Below are 16,894 nucleotides of genomic sequence, written 5' to 3'. Positions count from 1 at the left end.
AGTGAGACGGACCATGAGTGTTAAGAAAGAGTTTAAAATTTTATTCGAAAAGTTGGCCACTGAACGCGATTGGATCAACTCCAAATTACATCAAGCTTCTCAGGAAGTAAATAAAGAGTTTGTTCTGGCGGAAAAACAATGGCTAAGCCTTAAAGATAAAATCGCCAAAATCGAGGATGATAACCAAGAGCGCACTGACGAATTGATTGCTAAAGCGAAACGAGAGGGCGAACATTTGAAACTACATTATCATGAGATTTCGCAACGTCTTTCAGCTAAGACCAGCACGGCTCAAGCGGAACTTGAAAGCTCCCTTGAAGCTCTCAGAAAAGAACGTGATGAAATAAAACTGCAACTGCATCTGGCCTCAATGGAAGTACAAAAAGCATTCGAACCGACAGAAAAGCAATGGCAAACGTTAAAGGTAGACGCTGAGAATATCGCGGATTCGACGAAAGAGACCTCAGAAGCCATCGTCGAAAATGCCAAAATAGTGGCCGATGAACTTAGCAAAGCTTATCAGCACATCAAGCAACGCATTGCAAAGTAGCCATCAACATTCACCAATTGGGTTAGCGAACGATTAAAAACAAACGAAAACACTGATAAAACGAAAGAGTCATTGATTAATTCAAGAGGCTTACTCTTAGAGATACACCCCATATATCCCACTGAAAATTGAGGTGAAGGTCTTTAAAAAGACCAACACATTGAGTCGTTTTCGAATGAAGAAAAGACAATATTGATCACTTTTTTACATAAGCCAAGAAAAGGCAAAGTGCCATGTTCGCAATTCCAACAATTAGCCGAAAAGGGCAGAACCTTTACCCTTTATTTTTTTCAGTAGTTTCAGCAACTTCTGTTACTTCTGTTACTTCTGGCCACTCTCCCATGGGGTATGGGTGCGCATCACTATTGTAAGTTAAGAACAGCATAATTTCATATTGGTATAAACTTAAGCTTTTACCAAATTGAACCAATTTAAGATTGGTTTCTGCCGTAAATAGTACCGTTAAGAATTGAATCAGTATCACGACAAACGAAACAAACTTCGCGACGCCCAATAAGATTATGAACATCAGCATATACAGGCCACGCATCCACACGCTTTTATCTTTATAAGATTTTACGGTGTCATCTTTCATATTACGATCCTTTTCTTTAGTGATTTAATCATAAATTTATTGGATACTTTAGTGCCATTGATTTTACAGATAAATAGATAAAAGAAAAGATGCCATTTCTAAACTGACCAGGCCTGGTCGAATTGTTTTACGTTTTTTATGGTCCTTCAATAAGTATATTTTAACGATAGTTAATGAGCTCTCTTTTCCATATAAATTTTGCTCGGGCAGATATAAAAAATTTCACAAAAGTATCTTTATCAATATCCCTATAATCACTAATGAAAATCTTTATACATAAGAAGTTTTAAATCGACTGTAAGCACAATTTAAGGAGAAGGATGTATGAGAAAAATAACCATAGTAATGGTCGGCCTAGGACGTATTGGTGGCAAGTTTTATGAACAGTTTACCAACATGAAACCAGAACATGTCGAGATTATCGGCATCAGTGAGCCCAATGAAAATAATCCATTACTTAAAGATGCGCTCGGGCGTGGGATTCCAAACTTCCCAGATTTTGAAGATGCGCTTGAAAAATTCGGTTCGCACATTGATATCATCATGGATACGTCAAATCGTCCAGAAATAAAACAAGCAATCCGTCAGCAATTACAAGCAACGGACAACCACCATACGGTACTTGTGCCGATGGTAGTCGATTACCTTATGTGGTATTTGCTTCCTGGTGCGGAAGACATTCCACAGGCACACCATGAAAACATAGGTTACTAAAAGAGACCCGTTTGTTTTTATCATAAAAAGACATCATTCAAAACAGAGTTTATTATCTCTTTTGCCGTTAGAAATGAGTGGCTAACGGCGCTTTAAACGACGTTTAAAACATAGAAGTTTCAGTCTCCCGACGGCTTCGATTTATGCATCAACCAAGACAGTCCATCCTTAGCCAAGCCATTCTCAGAGGTGATCACGATTCTAAAGTGGTCAACTGACATTAATCACTTCATGCATCACAAATAAAACGATTGAAAAACAGCCGCCATACTGAGTATCGGTGGGTATTGTTAAACCCAAATAATATCAATAAACGTGCAAGGTTTACGTCAGAAAATTTTCATTTCAAAGCGGTATTCTTAGATAATACGCTTTCAATCAAGAGACGGTAACAACGGTTGAGTAGGCAGTTAAGAAGACTCTACACTGTTATAGGGAGGGGATAGGACGTTTTGTCAACACTCAAACACTTTCAGTGAAGGCTTCACTGAAAGTGTTTGAGTCAGCCTGTAGCAGGTCGATTAAGTGACTAAATTACATGCTTGCCATTTTCTGACGAAGTTGCATAAACTTTTTTGACTTGCTTTCCATCTGAGCCACTAGCTCTTTTGTTTTGGGATTGATGGCCATCATTGCTTTTTCCACATTATTTTTAAGCGACATTGTCATTTTTTGTACTTCAGGATCCTGCATAGCTTTTTGTTGACGTTGTTGGAAAGCCTGATCACGCTGGCGAAATTTCAATACTTCCTCTTGAGTCGGTTTTGTTTTACCCTTTTGATATTTAGTCGCAATAGATTGCAACTCGCGCACCTCTTTTGTCGCGTCATAGTCTTTAGTAGACATTTTCTTAAACACGAGGGCTTGCAGTTTTTCTCGCTGCTTTATAAAAGATGGATTTTTTTTGAATGCTTGTTGTTGGACACCTTGTAAAGAGTGTTGTGTCGCTTGTAACTCTTTTTGAAGACTTTCTAGCTCCGACACGATTGCTTGTTTCTCAGGACTCAGTTGCTGTGAAGGCTGCCCATGAGGCATTGAATTAGCACCTGGCGTGGCTTGAGGTCCTGCAAGTACCGAAGCGGATACTGCCATCCCCATGGAAAAAATTAAAGCTGATACTGCCGACTTAGATACACTTTTAAAATGAAACTTCATAAAACCTCCTAACTGTCAGTTAAAAAGCTTGCGTAAATCAAAGAAAACACCCTCTAATACATCGTTTTCTAAAATACATGACATCTACCAATAAGATAGATTTGATCCATGGGCGAGTCGCCATTTCACACAAGCCTAAAATAATTAAATTGAATAAATTACTCAATTGCACCAACAATACCGAAAGGCTGCAAAAAAAACAACTACACAGTCTGAAAAGAAAATGAAGCTATAGCAATTGATCTCATTTAAATTGGCGAGACCTTAACCGTTCAAAGTAGCTTATCACCATGACAATTTAAGGCTCAACAGTCACGTTTAAATATTTGTAGGAAAAGACATTATGGGAGACACTTAACCCCGTTCTTCAAATTGAGGTAAGTCACCACAAATCTCTTCCCAATTGGCTTTTGAACTGGCAAAGATATGTGCTGTGGGGCGTTCCACAATATCGTCAATGATCGTGCCAAGCCGTATTCTTATTTTATCAGGAGTTGCGTGAATTTTAGCCATCATAGGCGAACCACAACGACTGCAAAAATATTTATCGCCCTTATCATTGTTCTTATATTTGGTGAGCAAATCTTCACCTTGGGTAAACCTAAAATCCGTGCTGTTCACGTTCGCATTGGTAGCAAACGCACTCCCTTGTGCTCTTCGGCATTGTGAACAATGACAACAAACAATATCGTCAATTTTACCGCTGATTTCAAACTGAACCTGACCGCACAAACAACTACCGGTATACATAACGAGTCACTCCCAACAACAGATCTAAAACAAAACAAGGTGCTTTTGAGTTGGCAACCCCGAACTATAATAAGTGATTTTACTAAATAGACAATAATTTACAAGTAAGTCATTATAAACTCTACCAGGCCTGGTCAATCTACCAAGGTTAAAGGAGATGCTAATTGAATGCTTCATCAAGCCAAACAGTGGTTACTGAGCCTTACGTTTTTTGATATCTTCAAACGCGGCATTAATATCTTGCATTTTTTCTGTCGCCACTTTGATATCAGCATCATCCACTCCTTTGCCATGCATAAAATCAGGATGATTCTCTTTCACCATTTTGCGATAGGCTTTTTTAATCGTTGCAAAGTCATCAGACTCCGAACAACCCAATACAGCATAAGGATTTTCGTGCATTGTCGGGTTTGAATAAGCTGAACCACCGCGACCATTCACTTGATCAATCAGTTGCTGTATCTGCTCATCGTTAAAGGTCAGTAAACGACCGATTTCAAACAGCATTGCTAAGGTTTTTTCTGACAGGCCATCCAAAGAAGCAAAGCTAATCATCTGCATCAAAGCGCCCGCTCTTATCTCTAATCCCGATTCACTCAATGTCTGACAATAATACGAAATGGGATTTTCATCACTTTTAGCTTTGTTGGCTAAGTCATATAGCTTCTTTTTGGCTGAATCAATGATGACGGTCGGTAAACCAGCCGATTGCATTGCACGGGTCATCGATTTTATAGTGTCGCTCATAAATTCGATTTCAAGCTCACTAATAGTGCCATCGCTTTTGGCAATCTTAGCCATTAAAGCAATAATTTCTTCAGGGATGCTTAAGCGTGCCTTACTATATTGGTTACTGGTAAAATTTTTATAAGCCTCATCAAAACTCTCACTGTGCTTCACCGATTTATAGGCATCTACTCCAATATCCACGGTTTTACGTGTACTTTTAAAGAGTAAACGAATCAACTGGAAGAAAATAACCACAATAATTAAGACTAAATACTTTATAAAACGCAAAACGACTTACCTTTAAATTAATTACCTTTAAAAACTTTAACCAAAGCCAAAAGATCTACTCTGGGAAATGAAACGAGATCTGATTGTACTGATTCGATCACCTTTTACAACGTAAAATCAGCAACATAAGCTTAGGTTATCCACACAACTCAGTTTACTTAGGATCATTTTAGCCCCTAAAGAGAGTCTCTAACTCCTGAATTCCTTTCTAATGCTTGATCGTCTGAAGAGTGACTTACTTAACGACGGTTTACATTTGTCTTTTGTCTAACGACAGATTACGTCAACCATCAACGGAATATTTACGTATAAAATATATAATAACCGTTTTAATTGGGATTTTACGGCATTATTTTAGTATTAAATATAGGCAGAACATAATCGGTTAAAACCTTTAAATAAAACAACTGCTTATAGGTGATTTATTAAGCCCTTCGTTAAGCTATTCGTTGTTTATAAAAACCTAACACCTTGATAAATAGTATTTTTTTGTTACAATAAGCCTCATTCCATAACCCAAACAGGTTCGTTTATCATTTTTTCAGCTGTCTTTAATACCCTCACCGTCGCGTTTATACGCCCTCCCTTTTCTAGACCTATTTTGATCGAGCCTACTCTAAAGGTCCTCCCCAGATGAGTTAATCGTATGGCCCAGCCATTGAATCATCTAGAACTGTCATTTGATTACCGCTTGCCATAACTTAAAGCGCCCATTATAATCAAAAATACCCATTTTCCGCGATAACCAGCCTTTATTTGCTGCGAATGGTTAATTTCAAATATCAATTTTAAAAGTATTAAAAGCATTGCATATTATGGAGAACATTATCGAAAACAAGCATAACGACTCTAACAACCTGAGCGACCTTAGCTTTCGTAAACCAATCCTGACAGATGGCTATGCCATTTATCAGTTGATAAAATCCTCTCCTCCTTTGGATTTGAATTCGAGCTACTTGTATTTTTTACAGGCCTCACATTTTGCAGATACATGTGTCGTCGCCGAACAGGATGGACAGATTATTGGCTTCTTGTCCGCATACTTTCAGCCAGATAAACCTCAAGCCCTTTTTGTATGGCAGGTTGTTGTCGCTGAAAGCCAACGTGGCCGAGGTTTGGCTAAGGCTCTTTTGCTCGCGCTCCTAAAAAACCAGCCTAAAGATTCAGCAATGGCTGAAATCACATGCACCATTAGTCCATCGAACAAAGCATCACAAAGCTTATTTAATTCGTTTGCAAAAACACATGGCCTTTTACTGCAGACCACTCCCTTCATCAGTGAAGCTTTTTTTGGAGAGGAGAATCATGAGGCTGAAGACCTCTATACGCTAAAAATGGCTGACAATCAAAAATTAATACCTTATCTTTCTATAAAAGAAACCCTATAAAGGAACACCAAATGACATTTGAAGTTTTTAACAAATATGAATCAGAAGTTCGTGGCTATATCCGTTCTTTCCCAACCATTTTCGAAAAATCTAAAATGGCTGAGATTTGGGATGTATCTGGCAAACGTTATATTGATTTTTTTGCCGGAGCCGGTGCTTTAAACTATGGCCACAACAACCCAAAAATAAATGACGCCGTTATTAGCTATCTGCAAAACGATGGTATCGGCCACGCATTGGACATGGGAACTGTTGCCAAGCGTGATTTCATGGAAAGTTTTGTCAACAATATCCTTAAACCGCGTGATTTGGATTACAAACTGCAATTTGTGGGCCCGACAGGTACTGGTGCGATTGAAGCTGCACTTAAAATTGCCCGTAAAGTCAAAGGTCGTAAGCAAATCATGTCCTTTACTAATGGGTTTCATGGCATGTCAATGGGTTCCTTAAGCATTACCGGTAACAAGTATTATCATGATGAAAGCTATGGTGTACCAGGCTATACCACTCAAGTGCCTTTTCATAAATATTTAGGCGACAAAGTCGATACGATTGCGTATTTGCGTAAGATTCTAGAAGACGACTCTAGTGGTACGGAATTACCAGCGGCGATTGTTTTAGAAACGGTTCAGGCCGAAGGTGGAATTAACGTCGCCGGAGAGGAATGGCTAAAAGACTTGCGTCAAATCTGTGATGACTTTGATATTTTAATGATTGTGGATGACATTCAAGTTGGAAATGGTCGTTCAGGTGACTTTTTTAGTTTTGAAAGAGCGGGTATCAAGCCAGATATCATCACCTTATCGAAATCAATCGGCGCTGGCCATCCAATGGCGTTAGTACTCCTTAAGCCTGAACTCGACATATGGACAGCAGGTGAACACTCTGGTACGTTCCGCGGTAATAACCTGGCGTTTGTGGCCTCTACCGTCGCACTTGATACTTACTGGTCAGATGACAGTTTTTCGAAAGAAGTCAAAATAAAAGCCAAACTGGTTGAACAACGTATGCAAAAGCTAGTGTCACGTTTTCCAGAAATCATTAATGAAACACGTGGTTTAGGTATGATTTGGGGGGCTGAGTTCAAAGATCCAAGCATTACCTCTGCCATCTGTTCACAAGCATTCGAAGATGGTCTGGTCATCGAAACCGCCGGAGCTGAGAGCGACCTCATTAAATTCTTAGGGCCATTGGTCATGACCGAAGAGTTGATTAATGAAGGCTTCGATATTTTAGAAAATGCGATTGTAAAAGTCCTGAAAACATATACCCCTAACACGACTAAAGGAGCTAAATAATGATTGTTAAGAATCTTTATGATGATGTCATCGGCACAGATGCCGATGTAGATGCCGACCAATGGACAAGCCGTCGCTTATTACTAGCTAAAGATGGTATGGGCTTTTCACTGCACGATACCCTTATCAAAGAAGGTGAAGACCTTCACCTTTGGTACAAAAACCATCTTGAGGCGGTGTATTGCATCGAAGGCCAAGGCGAAATCGTTGAACAAAAAAACGGTAAGGTACACTCTATCCGTGAAGGCACCGTGTATGCATTGAATGACAATGACCAACATATTTTGCGGGCCAATAAAGGCGTTGGTATGAGAATGGTTTGTGTTTTCAATCCGCCGGTCACGGGTCGTGAAACCCATGACAAAGATGGTTCATATCTGTTACCTGAAACAGACTAATCCCGATTATTTGCGTTTAAAACCGAACAAAATGGTTCCGTTTTAAACGCCAAACAACAGAGATAAATACCCAAATTAGCATGTCAAATACACACCTAAGAACATTAAGTATCGAAAAAATCGGTGGCACTTCAATGAGTGACTACCCTGTCGTCAGAGACAATATCGTTCTCTATTCAAACAACCCCTACAACCGTGTTTTAGTTGTATCTGCCTATGGCGGTATCACCGATGACCTGTTAGAGCATAAAAAAACCGGCCAGCCTGGCGTGTTTGGGCTCTTTGCTCACAATGACAGTAAAAGTGATTGGTTTATTGCCTTTCAGAAGCTTGGTCAAAAACTCAACCAAATCAACCAGACCTTGTTTACAGACGCACAGCAGTTAGATAAAGCGAATGGCTTCATCAATGAGCGCATCGTCAAGACCAAAGAGCTGTTAAATCACCTTCAAGATCTTTGTAGCCATGGTCATTTTTCATTAGAAGAACATTTGCTGACCGTACGCGAACTGCTGGCCAGTATCGGTGAGGCACACAGTGCCTGGAACTTGAGTCAACTACTACAAAATGAAGGCGTTAAAACCCGTTTTGTAGACCTAACGGGTTGGCAGGCCGATACCAAGCACTCCTTGGATGAAGTGATTACAGAGAATATGAAAGACATCGACTTCACAAAAGAGTTAGCGATTGTCACCGGCTATGCGCATTGTAGTGAAAATTTGATGGACACTTTTGACCGTGGATACAGTGAAATGGTCTTCAGCCGAATTGCTGTACTTTGTAATGCGACTGAAGCAGTCATTCACAAAGAATATCACCTCAGCAGCGCCGACCCTAGGCTAGTGGGTGAAACGCAAGCAATCCCTATTGGGAAGACCAACTACGATATTGCTGACCAGCTCGCAAACCTTGGTATGGAAGCGATTCATCCTCATGCGGCAAAAGGATTGCGTCAGGCCAAAATTGCACTGCGTATCAAAAATGCGTTTGAACCAGAACATCATGGTACGCTCATCACAGATGACTATGTCAGCGAATCCCCACAAGTGGAAATCATCGCCGGCATGCAGCGTTTGATTGCGCTGGAAATTTTTGACCAAGAGATGATGGGTCAGCAAGGTCGTTATGAAAAAATCCTGATTGACATGTCCGCGCGTTTGCAGTGTCAGGTGATCACGAAAGACTTTAACGCCAATACCATTACTGTTTTCTTGAATACCTCACTCAAAAAAGCCAAACGTCTCGCTACGCAATTGCTAGAGCAACTACCGACCGCCACTCTCAACACCAGTAGAGTCTCGCTGGTTTCAGTGATGGGGAGTGATATGCGTATCAAAGGTTTATTGGCAAAATCGGTGCAAACGCTGTTTACTCATGACATCAATATCGAAGCCATGCATCAGAATATCCGCCAGGTGGAAATGCAATTTTTTGTCAATGAGAAAGACTATGAAAAAACCATTAAAGCTCTACATTTGAATTTAATCGAAATACACGACCATGGGAAAGCAATATGCGAACATTAATCCTTTTTACGATTCTTGCTCTGTTGCCGCAAATTAGCTATGCGGTGCAATTTCATGACAAGGAAACTCAAGATGTTGAGACCTTAACCGAGCCTATGTATAACCCCTTTATAGAGCGTTATGTTATGGATGAACTCAAACAACTGCGAGTGGATATGAACGACTTGCATGTTGATTTGACTAAAGAGGTGGTCAATCGCGAACTCACGGCAACCACACGTGCTGTAGGCTATGCGACCGATACCGTGACCTACTTCTTCTATTTGATTGCCGGAATCAGTTCGATGCTGCTTCTTGTCGGTTGGAACTCCATCCGTGAAATCAAAGATAAAGTCCTTAACCTGGCCGATAATAAGGTCACCAAGGTCATCTCGCAATACGAAAAGCGACTCGAAAAACTTGAAGAAGAACTGAATCGAAAAACCAAAGGCATCAACAGTGCGCAAAAACGTATCTCAGAGAATCAAGACATACATAGCCTATGGCTAAAAGCGGCGCAGGAACAAATCCTCAGTAATCGTCTGAATATTTATGATCAGATTTTAGAGATGGATCCAAGAAATGCCGAAGCGCTGACGTATAAAGCGGATGTAGCTTTGGAGATGGATGAGCCGCAATGGGCGATTAACTTATGTAATCAAGCACTTCTCATTGAGCACGAAAATAAGCACGCTTTCTATCAGTTGGCGGGCGCCTATGCGTTACTCAACCAACCAAATGAAGCGCTTTACAATCTCGAAAAAGCCCTGAGTGATGTGGAAGGCATGGCAGAAGAAGTGATGGAAGATCCTGTCTTCAGCTCGTTGCTAGACAACCCTAAGTTTCAGCAGCTATTACAACAAGATCCAGAGGAAACACCTGCAAGTTAACGATAGGAATGATCGTTGGTGCGATAATACCGGGAACCTCAAAAGACCGTTTTATCGTACAGAGCGAATTTAAAAACGCTTATTTTGTCATTCCGAAAATACAAATGCCTCCCTTTTCTCTTAGTGGAGGCTTACAACGGCTCTTATCTTGTTTTGAGCTTCAGAATAACAAGAGAGGCATACGCTAACGGAAAGGCTGAAGCAATACCAACTAAGAGTGCAATATCGCTCATGATCGCAAAATAATCATACCCGAGTAGACCGCTACTTAACCATGTGCCACCTAAAATAAGCACTGCAAAACTTACCGTTAAAATAACAATCCCTTTTACCAGCTGACACTCATCCAATCCACAAAAAATCAATCCACGTTTTATTGCATAACTCATAACCTACCCCTGTTAACTCATTATTTGAAGACCAACGCCGTTTTGGCATGGTGACAGAATAAAACGTGCACATTACAAACAGTGGTTAGTTATATGACTTTTTGGTTTCAAACGTAGTCATTGATCATTCAAAGAATTTTTGGTCATAAACCGACCCACGCCCACATGGCTTTGTAAAGCCGCAGGAGATGTCAGGCCTGGAAACTTTGAACATTGAATTTATCTGCAAGCCAACCGCACACGTCCTACTCCCTCTTTGAAAGTAATCCGTGCAATTTCCTTAACGAAAAGAACGGTCGAGGTGCCCCTTGAGGGTATAAAAATCCCCGCTGTCTGAGTGGAGCGAGTTCTGGGATTTCAGTGAATGTGTTTAGGGAATGCCGATTGATTGAGCGAGGCGCCCTTTTATCGTGACTATTTTGGGCAAGCAAAACAGTCACGTGAAGCCGAACGAGAAAAAAAGGTAATGAGTAATTTAAATAAACAGGCTTCTCAAGTACACAAGAAGTTAAGATTTAAATAATGACCAGGCCTGGTAAAAATTCTCAACTAAAAAACACCGAGCCCCAGAAACAAAAAAACTCACCAGGCCTGGTGAGTTTAAGCAGTGTTCTAAACAACTTATATGAATTTAATAAAACTCATACAAAGGCGGTTCTTGCAACTGATCCGCCCAAGACTTTAACACCGAACGTGCATTGGTGGCTTGAAAAGGTCGAGAGTTGTCTCCCATCAATTCGTTCAACTGCTGAATCTGTTCAGCCGAAGCTTGAATCGGCTGTTTAAAGACCATCCAATACACGCCTTCTGAACACGGTGGTGTGGTCAGAGAGCCGCTGTATTTATAGAAATCCGTATTAGCGGGTATAAAGCCCGCGGGGTTTAAACTGGCATCTTTATGAACATGCTGCTTTCCGACGTCTCTTGGCAGATTGGCTAATAGGGCATCCAACGTTTCATTCTCTTCACCTTCCTGAAATAAAATACTCATCACCGCTAAATGACCATCGCCGTCTTTATGCACCAAATGCATTTCCATCGGATAGTTAAAGCCCTCTTTCTTGTGTTCACTTGGGGTATGAAAATGAAACTGTAGTAATTCATAACGATGTCCACCGACTTTAATGTAACTGCCCAGCGGGTAATTGACTTGCACGGTATGTCCATTGTTAATTACTTTTAAAGGCACATTCTGGTAGACAACATCAAGTTGGGGGAGACCAATGGTCCCCACTGCGGCATTATCGCGTAGATCAATCGGAGACTGATTTTTACCTATCTTACACATGATATTTTCAGGTGCTAAATCGCCCCAATGCTGTGGACCACTTGCACCGGTATAACCCCAGTGAATTGTATTATTTCCTATCGCGCCAACAGCGGGAGTCGATGCTGTAGAGGTCTGTTTTGCAACAGGGGCATGAGGCGCCGCTTTACGAGCAACACTCTTTTTGACCTTCGGCCTGCTCGAATCTAACTCTGCACCTAAATCTAATAAAGGCTTTGATTCATGCGTCAATTTTGTGACGTTCTGAGCATCGGCGGCAAAAACGAGCGAACCTGAGAAAAAAAGGGCAGCCGACAATAACCATAAAACGGGCTTGTTCATTCTAAATCCACGCGAATACATTTGGGTAAGACCTGCTTAGGTTAAATAATACGAAGTATTAAGCAATAACTTTGCCAGACAATACAAGTTTGGACGAAATACTTTGATGCATGTTTAACCTGAGTAAAATACTAAACTTAAATCGGCTTCACTCGTGCATCAAGCAACTCTTGAAACAGTTCCAACTCATGCTTTTGAATGGCAAAAACACCTTCACCCCCATGTTCAAACTCAAACCAGTATAAGGGTAATTCAGGGTAAACCGACTCCATGTAATATTGAGACACCCCGACTTCAACAATCAGAACCCCTTCTTCTTTTAGATACAAAGGCGCTTCGGCTAGAATTCTGCGTACCAGGTCTAAACCATCCGCACCCGCTTCTAGGCCCAATCTTGGCTCTTGTTGAAATTCGGCAGGCAAAGCATCCATCTCTATCACGTCTACATACGGAGGATTTGAGACAATCAAATCATACTGTTTGCCTTGTAACGCTGAGAACAAGTCTGATTCAATGACTTGAGCAAAGTCTTCTAAACCGTACAGTTCGATATTGGCTTGCGCAACTTCTAAGGCATCCGTTGAGATGTCAACCAAATCCACCTGGGCATTTGGGAACGCTTGCAATGAAGCAATGCCGATACAACCGCTACCGGTACATAAATCCAATACATGGGAAACCGTTTCAGGATTCACCCAAGGCTCATACTTTTGATTGATCAACTCGGCAATGGGCGAGCGCGGAACTAAAGTCGATTCATTGACTTTAAAACGAATGCCTGCAAACCAAGCTTCACCGGTTAAGTAAGCCGCTGGTTTCCTATTTTCAATCCGACGCCTAAACAACTCGGTGACGGCTTGTTTTTCTTGTGTGGTCAGACGTGAAAGCCAATAATTTTCAGGAATGATCATCGGCAAATTCAGAGCATAAAAAACCAGCACCTTAGATTCATCAAATGCATTGTCGGTGCCGTGACCAAAATACAACTCTGCTTTTGCAAAGATAGAGCCACCCCAGCGAACGAAATCTGTGATGCTTTCCAGGCCGTCGTGCTGATAATTAAGATTAGTCATAACGAGTTATCCTTGCTGGCTTTTGTGTGCATGTGCAGGTTTGATAGCGTGTTTAGGTCTGAATGCTTTAATGAACTCATCATCCGTTTCAAGGTAACTGCCGTCAATCAGGTCAATACAGTATGGGACCGCTGGGAAGACCGCTTCTAGGCATTCACTGATGGCGGATGGCTTACCGGGTAAGTTGATGATTAAAGTTGAACCGCGAGTGCCTGCTATTTGTCTTGATAGAATTGCCGTTGGCACATATTGTAAGGAAACCGCACGCATTTGCTCGGCAAAACCATCTAAAATTTTATCACAGACATTGGCGGTCGCTTCTGGCGTGACATCGCGTTTAGCAGGGCCTGTGCCACCAGTTGTCACAATTAAACTACACCCCTCGATATCCGCCATCTCAATAAGGGTCGATTCAATCAGATTTTGCTCATCGGCAATGACCTTGGCAACCGCGGTCCATTCACTCGTTAATGCCAGCGCCATCCAAGCTTGCATGGCGGGTCCGCCTAAATCTTCATACTCTCCGCGGCTCGCTCTATCCGATACCGTGATGAACCCAATTTTAATTTCACTATTTTGCATGATCTCCCCTTGAATACGATTACTTCAGACCACATATAATACCGTATTATCCTCTCTCTTTAGATGAAAAAAAGAGATCAAAACCAAACAATCACCAATCCATAATGATGAAATTGCCTAATGACTGATTCAATAGATAAACCACAAGATCTGCCAACCGAATTACCTGAAGTGACAGCGAACACGCCACCGAATGAAAGCGTGCACGATGGAAAAACATCTGGAACGGAACCTAAAGCAGACGATGCCGCATTGGCAGCTTCTGAGTCCAGAGAATCCGAGCTAAAAAAAGAGAGTGTTATCGAGCTAGTCGGTCCAACGGAGATTGAACTGATTGATGAGTTGATCGAAGAACTCGATGCCGAAGCGGATGAAGTTGATAAAGCGGAGCAAGCTCGCATAAAAATCGAAATAAATGAAGCCCTCAATAATCAACTGATTCAAATGGAAACGACTATAGAAGGTCAACTTTTAGTAAGTGAGCCTGCGAATGTTTTTGGCCATATTGACAAAGCGGATGTTATTTTACCCTCTGAAATTTTCTTGTTACCCGTTAAGGAGCGTCCTTTCTTCCCAGGCCAGCAACTCCCTGTTTTACTGAATAAGCAGAACTGGAGTGAGACCTTTGAGGCAATTCGTTCGAGAAAGTGCCGTTATATAGGTCTGGTGTATGTCGATCGAGAAGAGAACGAAAAAGCCACGCCTGACGATTTCAGTCACATGGGAACTTTAGTTAAAATCCATGACCCAAAAATTAAAGAAGATTATATTCAGCTGATTGCCGAAGGTATCAAACGCTTTCAAATTGAAAACTGGGTGAACGAGTCCGCCCCCTATCGTGCGCAAGTCAGTTACCCACAAGATCTTAAAGAAGGCTCTGATATCGAATTTAAGGCCTACGGTTTAGCCATCATGAATGCCTTTAAAGAGCTCTTGCCTTTAAACCCGCTATACAGCGAAGAGCTAAAATATTTTTTGAATCGTTATAGTGCCAGCGAACCCTCTCAACTTGCTGATTTTGCCGCTGGTCTGACGTCTGCGGAAAACAGTAAGTTGCAAGATATTTTGGAAACACTCGATTTAGCCGAGCGTATGGAAAAAGTCTTGACGCTGTTTAAACAAGAAATAGAGATTACTAAAATTCAATTCGGCATTCGTGAACGTGTTGAAGAGAGTCTTTCAGAACATCAAAGAGAATTTTTCTTACGCCAACAACTGCATGAAATTCAAGAAGAACTGGGTATGGTCAAAGATGACCAAACCTTGGATAGTGATCGTTTTCTAGAACGGATGAAAACCCTGACACTGCCACCAGAAGCCCAGAAAAAAGCAGATGAAGAGCTGAGTAAATTGAAGATCCTTGACTCGCAATCTCCAGAATACAATGTTGCGCGCAATTGGTTGGATTGGTTAACGCAATTACCCTGGGGAAAATACAGCACCGATAAATTGGATCTAAAACGGGCACGAAAAGTATTGGATAAAGGCCATGATGGTTTAGAAGATGTAAAAGATCGTATTTTAGAATTTTTGGCCGTCGGCGTATTAAAAGGTGAAGTATCAGGCTCTATTATTTGCTTGGTCGGCCCACCAGGGGTTGGTAAAACCTCGATTGGTCGTTCAATTGCAGAATCCTTAGGCCGAAAATTCTATCGTTTCTCAGTCGGAGGCATGCGTGATGAGGCTGAAATTAAAGGCCATCGTCGTACTTATATTGGTGCGATGCCAGGTAAGTTTATGCAGGCTTTAAAAGATTGTGAAACGGCTAATCCGGTGATTATGTTGGACGAAATCGACAAAATTGGTGCTTCTTACCACGGTGACCCTGCGTCTGCATTATTGGAAGTGTTAGATCCAGAGCAAAACCATGACTTTATGGACCACTTTATGGATGTGCGTTTTGACCTGTCGAAAGCCTTATTTGTCTGTACTGCGAATACGTTAGACTCGATTCCTGGTCCCCTGCTTGATCGTATGGAAGTCATTCGTTTATCGGGTTATATCACTGAAGAGAAGATGAAAATAGCAAAACATCACCTGTGGCCCGCGCTGTTAAAAGATACAGGGTTGACACGAGAGCAGGTGCAAATTACGCCCGCCGCGATTCGACATGTCATTGAAGGCTATGCTCGTGAATCGGGTGTGCGTAATTTGAAAAAACAACTCTCTAAACTTGTACGTAAACTGGCGGTTAAGTTTGTGACGACGGAGATGAAATCGACACGTATTCATGTCAATGAACTTGAAGAGATGTTAGGACAACCGCGCTTTGCGCTCGAAAAGATCAATCAACAAATTGGTACCATTACCGGCTTAGCATGGACCTCTATGGGCGGGGTCACTCTCACCATTGAAGCCAGTCGTGTCCACACCTTGAATCGTGGTTTTAAATTATCGGGCCAGTTGGGGGAAGTCATGCAGGAATCGGCTGGTATCGCTTATAGCTTTATCTCTTCTAACTTAGATAAATACAAAGCCGACCCGGAGTTCTTCGATAAAGCTTTTGTGCATTTACATGTGCCGGATGGTTCAACCCCGAAAGACGGTCCGAGTGCCGGTGTAACCATGGCGACCTCGTTACTCTCTTTAGCACGTAATGAATCCATTAAAAACCCACTGGCCATGACTGGAGAGCTCAGCTTGACAGGTCTAGTGTTACCGGTGGGTGGTATTAGAGAAAAGGTCATCGCGGCCAAAAGGGTTGGTATTAAAGAGTTAATATTACCCGAAGACAATCGCAAGGATTATCAAGAGTTGCCTGACTACCTACAGGAAGGTATGTTGGTACATTTTGCAAAACACTTTGATGATGTAGCGCGTTTAACCTTCAATATCCGCTCTAAATCATTAGCCTTAAAAACGTACCTAGCAGATAAAGAGAGTGAAACCTATAAGAAAGCCTTAGTGAACACTCTGTCTTAATCAACCTCACCCTTTGATGAAACGACCAGACCTGGTCGTTTCATCAATTCTATCAATTA

General features: G+C 41.5%; 16 protein-coding genes. 8 read left to right on the top strand and 8 right to left on the bottom strand.

All coding sequences use genetic code 11. The annotated features are described in order from the left end of the window. The first annotated feature begins 13 nt into the window (after window positions 1–13). A complete protein-coding gene (locus F612_RS13270) occupies window positions 14–550 on the top strand; it encodes a hypothetical protein (protein WP_019555874.1) in 537 nt (178 codons plus the stop codon). 274 nt (window positions 551–824) lie between these two features. Here F612_RS13270 and F612_RS0100980 read toward each other — a convergent pair whose 3' ends face one another. Further along, entirely contained in the window at window positions 825–1,145 is a 321-nt protein-coding gene (locus tag F612_RS0100980; RefSeq protein WP_019555873.1) for a DUF4389 domain-containing protein, read from the bottom strand. A gap of 324 nt (window positions 1,146–1,469) precedes the next feature. Between F612_RS0100980 and F612_RS0100975 the strand changes: the two genes are divergently transcribed. Next, window positions 1,470–1,859, top strand: a complete 390-nt coding sequence (locus F612_RS0100975) for a Gfo/Idh/MocA family oxidoreductase (RefSeq protein WP_019555872.1) — start codon at window positions 1,470–1,472, stop codon at window positions 1,857–1,859. 534 nt (window positions 1,860–2,393) lie between these two features. Here the strand turns inward: F612_RS0100975 and F612_RS0100970 are convergent. The 3 genes from F612_RS0100970 to F612_RS0100960 form a co-directional block, all read right to left on the bottom strand. Continuing rightward, a complete protein-coding gene (locus tag F612_RS0100970) occupies window positions 2,394–3,014 on the bottom strand; it encodes a hypothetical protein (RefSeq protein ID WP_019555871.1) in 621 nt (206 codons plus the stop codon). A 354-nt stretch (window positions 3,015–3,368) separates the two neighbouring features. Beyond that, window positions 3,369–3,764 (bottom strand): GFA family protein, encoded by a 396-nt coding sequence (locus F612_RS0100965; RefSeq protein ID WP_019555870.1) that lies wholly within the window; start codon window positions 3,762–3,764, stop codon window positions 3,369–3,371. A 192-nt stretch (window positions 3,765–3,956) separates the two neighbouring features. Beyond that, window positions 3,957–4,781, bottom strand: coding sequence for a DnaJ domain-containing protein (locus F612_RS0100960; protein WP_019555869.1), 825 nt, complete (start codon window positions 4,779–4,781; stop codon window positions 3,957–3,959). 815 nt (window positions 4,782–5,596) lie between these two features. Between F612_RS0100960 and ectA the strand changes: the two genes are divergently transcribed. From ectA to F612_RS0100935, 5 genes are all read left to right on the top strand, one after another. Further along, on the top strand, window positions 5,597–6,169 hold the full coding sequence (gene ectA, locus F612_RS0100955) for a diaminobutyrate acetyltransferase (protein WP_019555868.1): 573 nt from the start codon (window positions 5,597–5,599) through the stop codon (window positions 6,167–6,169). A gap of 11 nt (window positions 6,170–6,180) precedes the next feature. Further along, a complete protein-coding gene (gene ectB / locus F612_RS0100950) occupies window positions 6,181–7,467 on the top strand; it encodes a diaminobutyrate--2-oxoglutarate transaminase (RefSeq protein ID WP_019555867.1) in 1,287 nt (428 codons plus the stop codon). After that, complete coding sequence (locus F612_RS0100945; RefSeq protein ID WP_019555866.1) at window positions 7,467–7,865, top strand: ectoine synthase; 399 nt, start codon at window positions 7,467–7,469, stop codon at window positions 7,863–7,865. The genes ectB and F612_RS0100945 overlap by 1 nt, the downstream gene beginning before the upstream one ends. Before the next feature lie 80 nt (window positions 7,866–7,945). After that, the gene (locus F612_RS0100940; RefSeq protein ID WP_033394393.1) at window positions 7,946–9,391 is read left to right on the top strand and encodes an aspartate kinase; all 1,446 of its coding nucleotides are present in this window, start codon (window positions 7,946–7,948) and stop codon (window positions 9,389–9,391) included. After that, window positions 9,379–10,260, top strand: coding sequence for a tetratricopeptide repeat protein (locus F612_RS0100935; RefSeq protein ID WP_019555864.1), 882 nt, complete (start codon window positions 9,379–9,381; stop codon window positions 10,258–10,260). The genes F612_RS0100940 and F612_RS0100935 overlap by 13 nt, the downstream gene beginning before the upstream one ends. Before the next feature lie 143 nt (window positions 10,261–10,403). Here F612_RS0100935 and F612_RS0100930 read toward each other — a convergent pair whose 3' ends face one another. The 4 genes from F612_RS0100930 to mog form a co-directional block, all read right to left on the bottom strand. Next, window positions 10,404–10,649, bottom strand: a complete 246-nt coding sequence (locus F612_RS0100930) for a hypothetical protein (RefSeq protein WP_019555863.1) — start codon at window positions 10,647–10,649, stop codon at window positions 10,404–10,406. A gap of 631 nt (window positions 10,650–11,280) precedes the next feature. Further along, the gene (locus F612_RS11890) at window positions 11,281–12,258 is read right to left on the bottom strand and encodes a carbonic anhydrase (RefSeq protein WP_019555862.1); all 978 of its coding nucleotides are present in this window, start codon (window positions 12,256–12,258) and stop codon (window positions 11,281–11,283) included. A 137-nt stretch (window positions 12,259–12,395) separates the two neighbouring features. Beyond that, window positions 12,396–13,331 carry a 50S ribosomal protein L3 N(5)-glutamine methyltransferase gene (prmB, locus tag F612_RS0100920; RefSeq protein ID WP_019555861.1) on the bottom strand — a complete coding sequence of 312 codons (936 nt, stop codon included), beginning with the start codon at window positions 13,329–13,331 and terminating at the stop codon, window positions 12,396–12,398. A 6-nt stretch (window positions 13,332–13,337) separates the two neighbouring features. After that, window positions 13,338–13,913 carry a molybdopterin adenylyltransferase gene (gene mog / locus F612_RS0100915; protein ID WP_019555860.1) on the bottom strand — a complete coding sequence of 192 codons (576 nt, stop codon included), beginning with the start codon at window positions 13,911–13,913 and terminating at the stop codon, window positions 13,338–13,340. Between the two features lie 120 nt (window positions 13,914–14,033). On the opposite strand from mog, the gene lon reads away from it, so the two are divergent. Then, a complete protein-coding gene (gene lon / locus F612_RS0100910) occupies window positions 14,034–16,835 on the top strand; it encodes an endopeptidase La (protein ID WP_019555859.1) in 2,802 nt (933 codons plus the stop codon). Window positions 16,836–16,894 lie beyond the last annotated feature (59 nt).

The organism is Thiomicrorhabdus arctica DSM 13458 (assembly GCF_000381085.1).
GTDB lineage: Bacteria > Pseudomonadota > Gammaproteobacteria > Thiomicrospirales > Thiomicrospiraceae > Thiomicrorhabdus > Thiomicrorhabdus arctica.
This window is presented reverse-complemented; position numbering and strand designations above follow the sequence as displayed.

Excerpts from the sequence above, each read along its gene's own strand:
- F612_RS13270 (WP_019555874.1), top strand. The coding sequence starts at position 14 with ATGAGTGTTAAGAAAGAGTTTAAAATTTTATTCGAAAAGTTGGCCACT.
- F612_RS0100980 (WP_019555873.1), bottom strand. The coding sequence starts at position 1,145 with ATGAAAGATGACACCGTAAAATCTTATAAAGATAAAAGCGTGTGGATG.
- F612_RS0100975 (WP_019555872.1), top strand. The coding sequence starts at position 1,470 with ATGAGAAAAATAACCATAGTAATGGTCGGCCTAGGACGTATTGGTGGC.
- F612_RS0100970 (WP_019555871.1), bottom strand. The coding sequence starts at position 3,014 with ATGAAGTTTCATTTTAAAAGTGTATCTAAGTCGGCAGTATCAGCTTTA.
- F612_RS0100965 (WP_019555870.1), bottom strand. The coding sequence starts at position 3,764 with ATGTATACCGGTAGTTGTTTGTGCGGTCAGGTTCAGTTTGAAATCAGC.
- ectA (WP_019555868.1), top strand. The coding sequence starts at position 5,597 with ATGGAGAACATTATCGAAAACAAGCATAACGACTCTAACAACCTGAGC.
- ectB (WP_019555867.1), top strand. The coding sequence starts at position 6,181 with ATGACATTTGAAGTTTTTAACAAATATGAATCAGAAGTTCGTGGCTAT.
- F612_RS0100945 (WP_019555866.1), top strand. The coding sequence starts at position 7,467 with ATGATTGTTAAGAATCTTTATGATGATGTCATCGGCACAGATGCCGAT.
- F612_RS0100940 (WP_033394393.1), top strand. The coding sequence starts at position 7,946 with ATGTCAAATACACACCTAAGAACATTAAGTATCGAAAAAATCGGTGGC.
- F612_RS0100935 (WP_019555864.1), top strand. The coding sequence starts at position 9,379 with ATGCGAACATTAATCCTTTTTACGATTCTTGCTCTGTTGCCGCAAATT.
- F612_RS0100930 (WP_019555863.1), bottom strand. The coding sequence starts at position 10,649 with ATGAGTTATGCAATAAAACGTGGATTGATTTTTTGTGGATTGGATGAG.
- F612_RS11890 (WP_019555862.1), bottom strand. The coding sequence starts at position 12,258 with ATGAACAAGCCCGTTTTATGGTTATTGTCGGCTGCCCTTTTTTTCTCA.
- prmB (WP_019555861.1), bottom strand. The coding sequence starts at position 13,331 with ATGACTAATCTTAATTATCAGCACGACGGCCTGGAAAGCATCACAGAT.
- mog (WP_019555860.1), bottom strand. The coding sequence starts at position 13,913 with ATGCAAAATAGTGAAATTAAAATTGGGTTCATCACGGTATCGGATAGA.
- lon (WP_019555859.1), top strand. The coding sequence starts at position 14,034 with ATGACTGATTCAATAGATAAACCACAAGATCTGCCAACCGAATTACCT.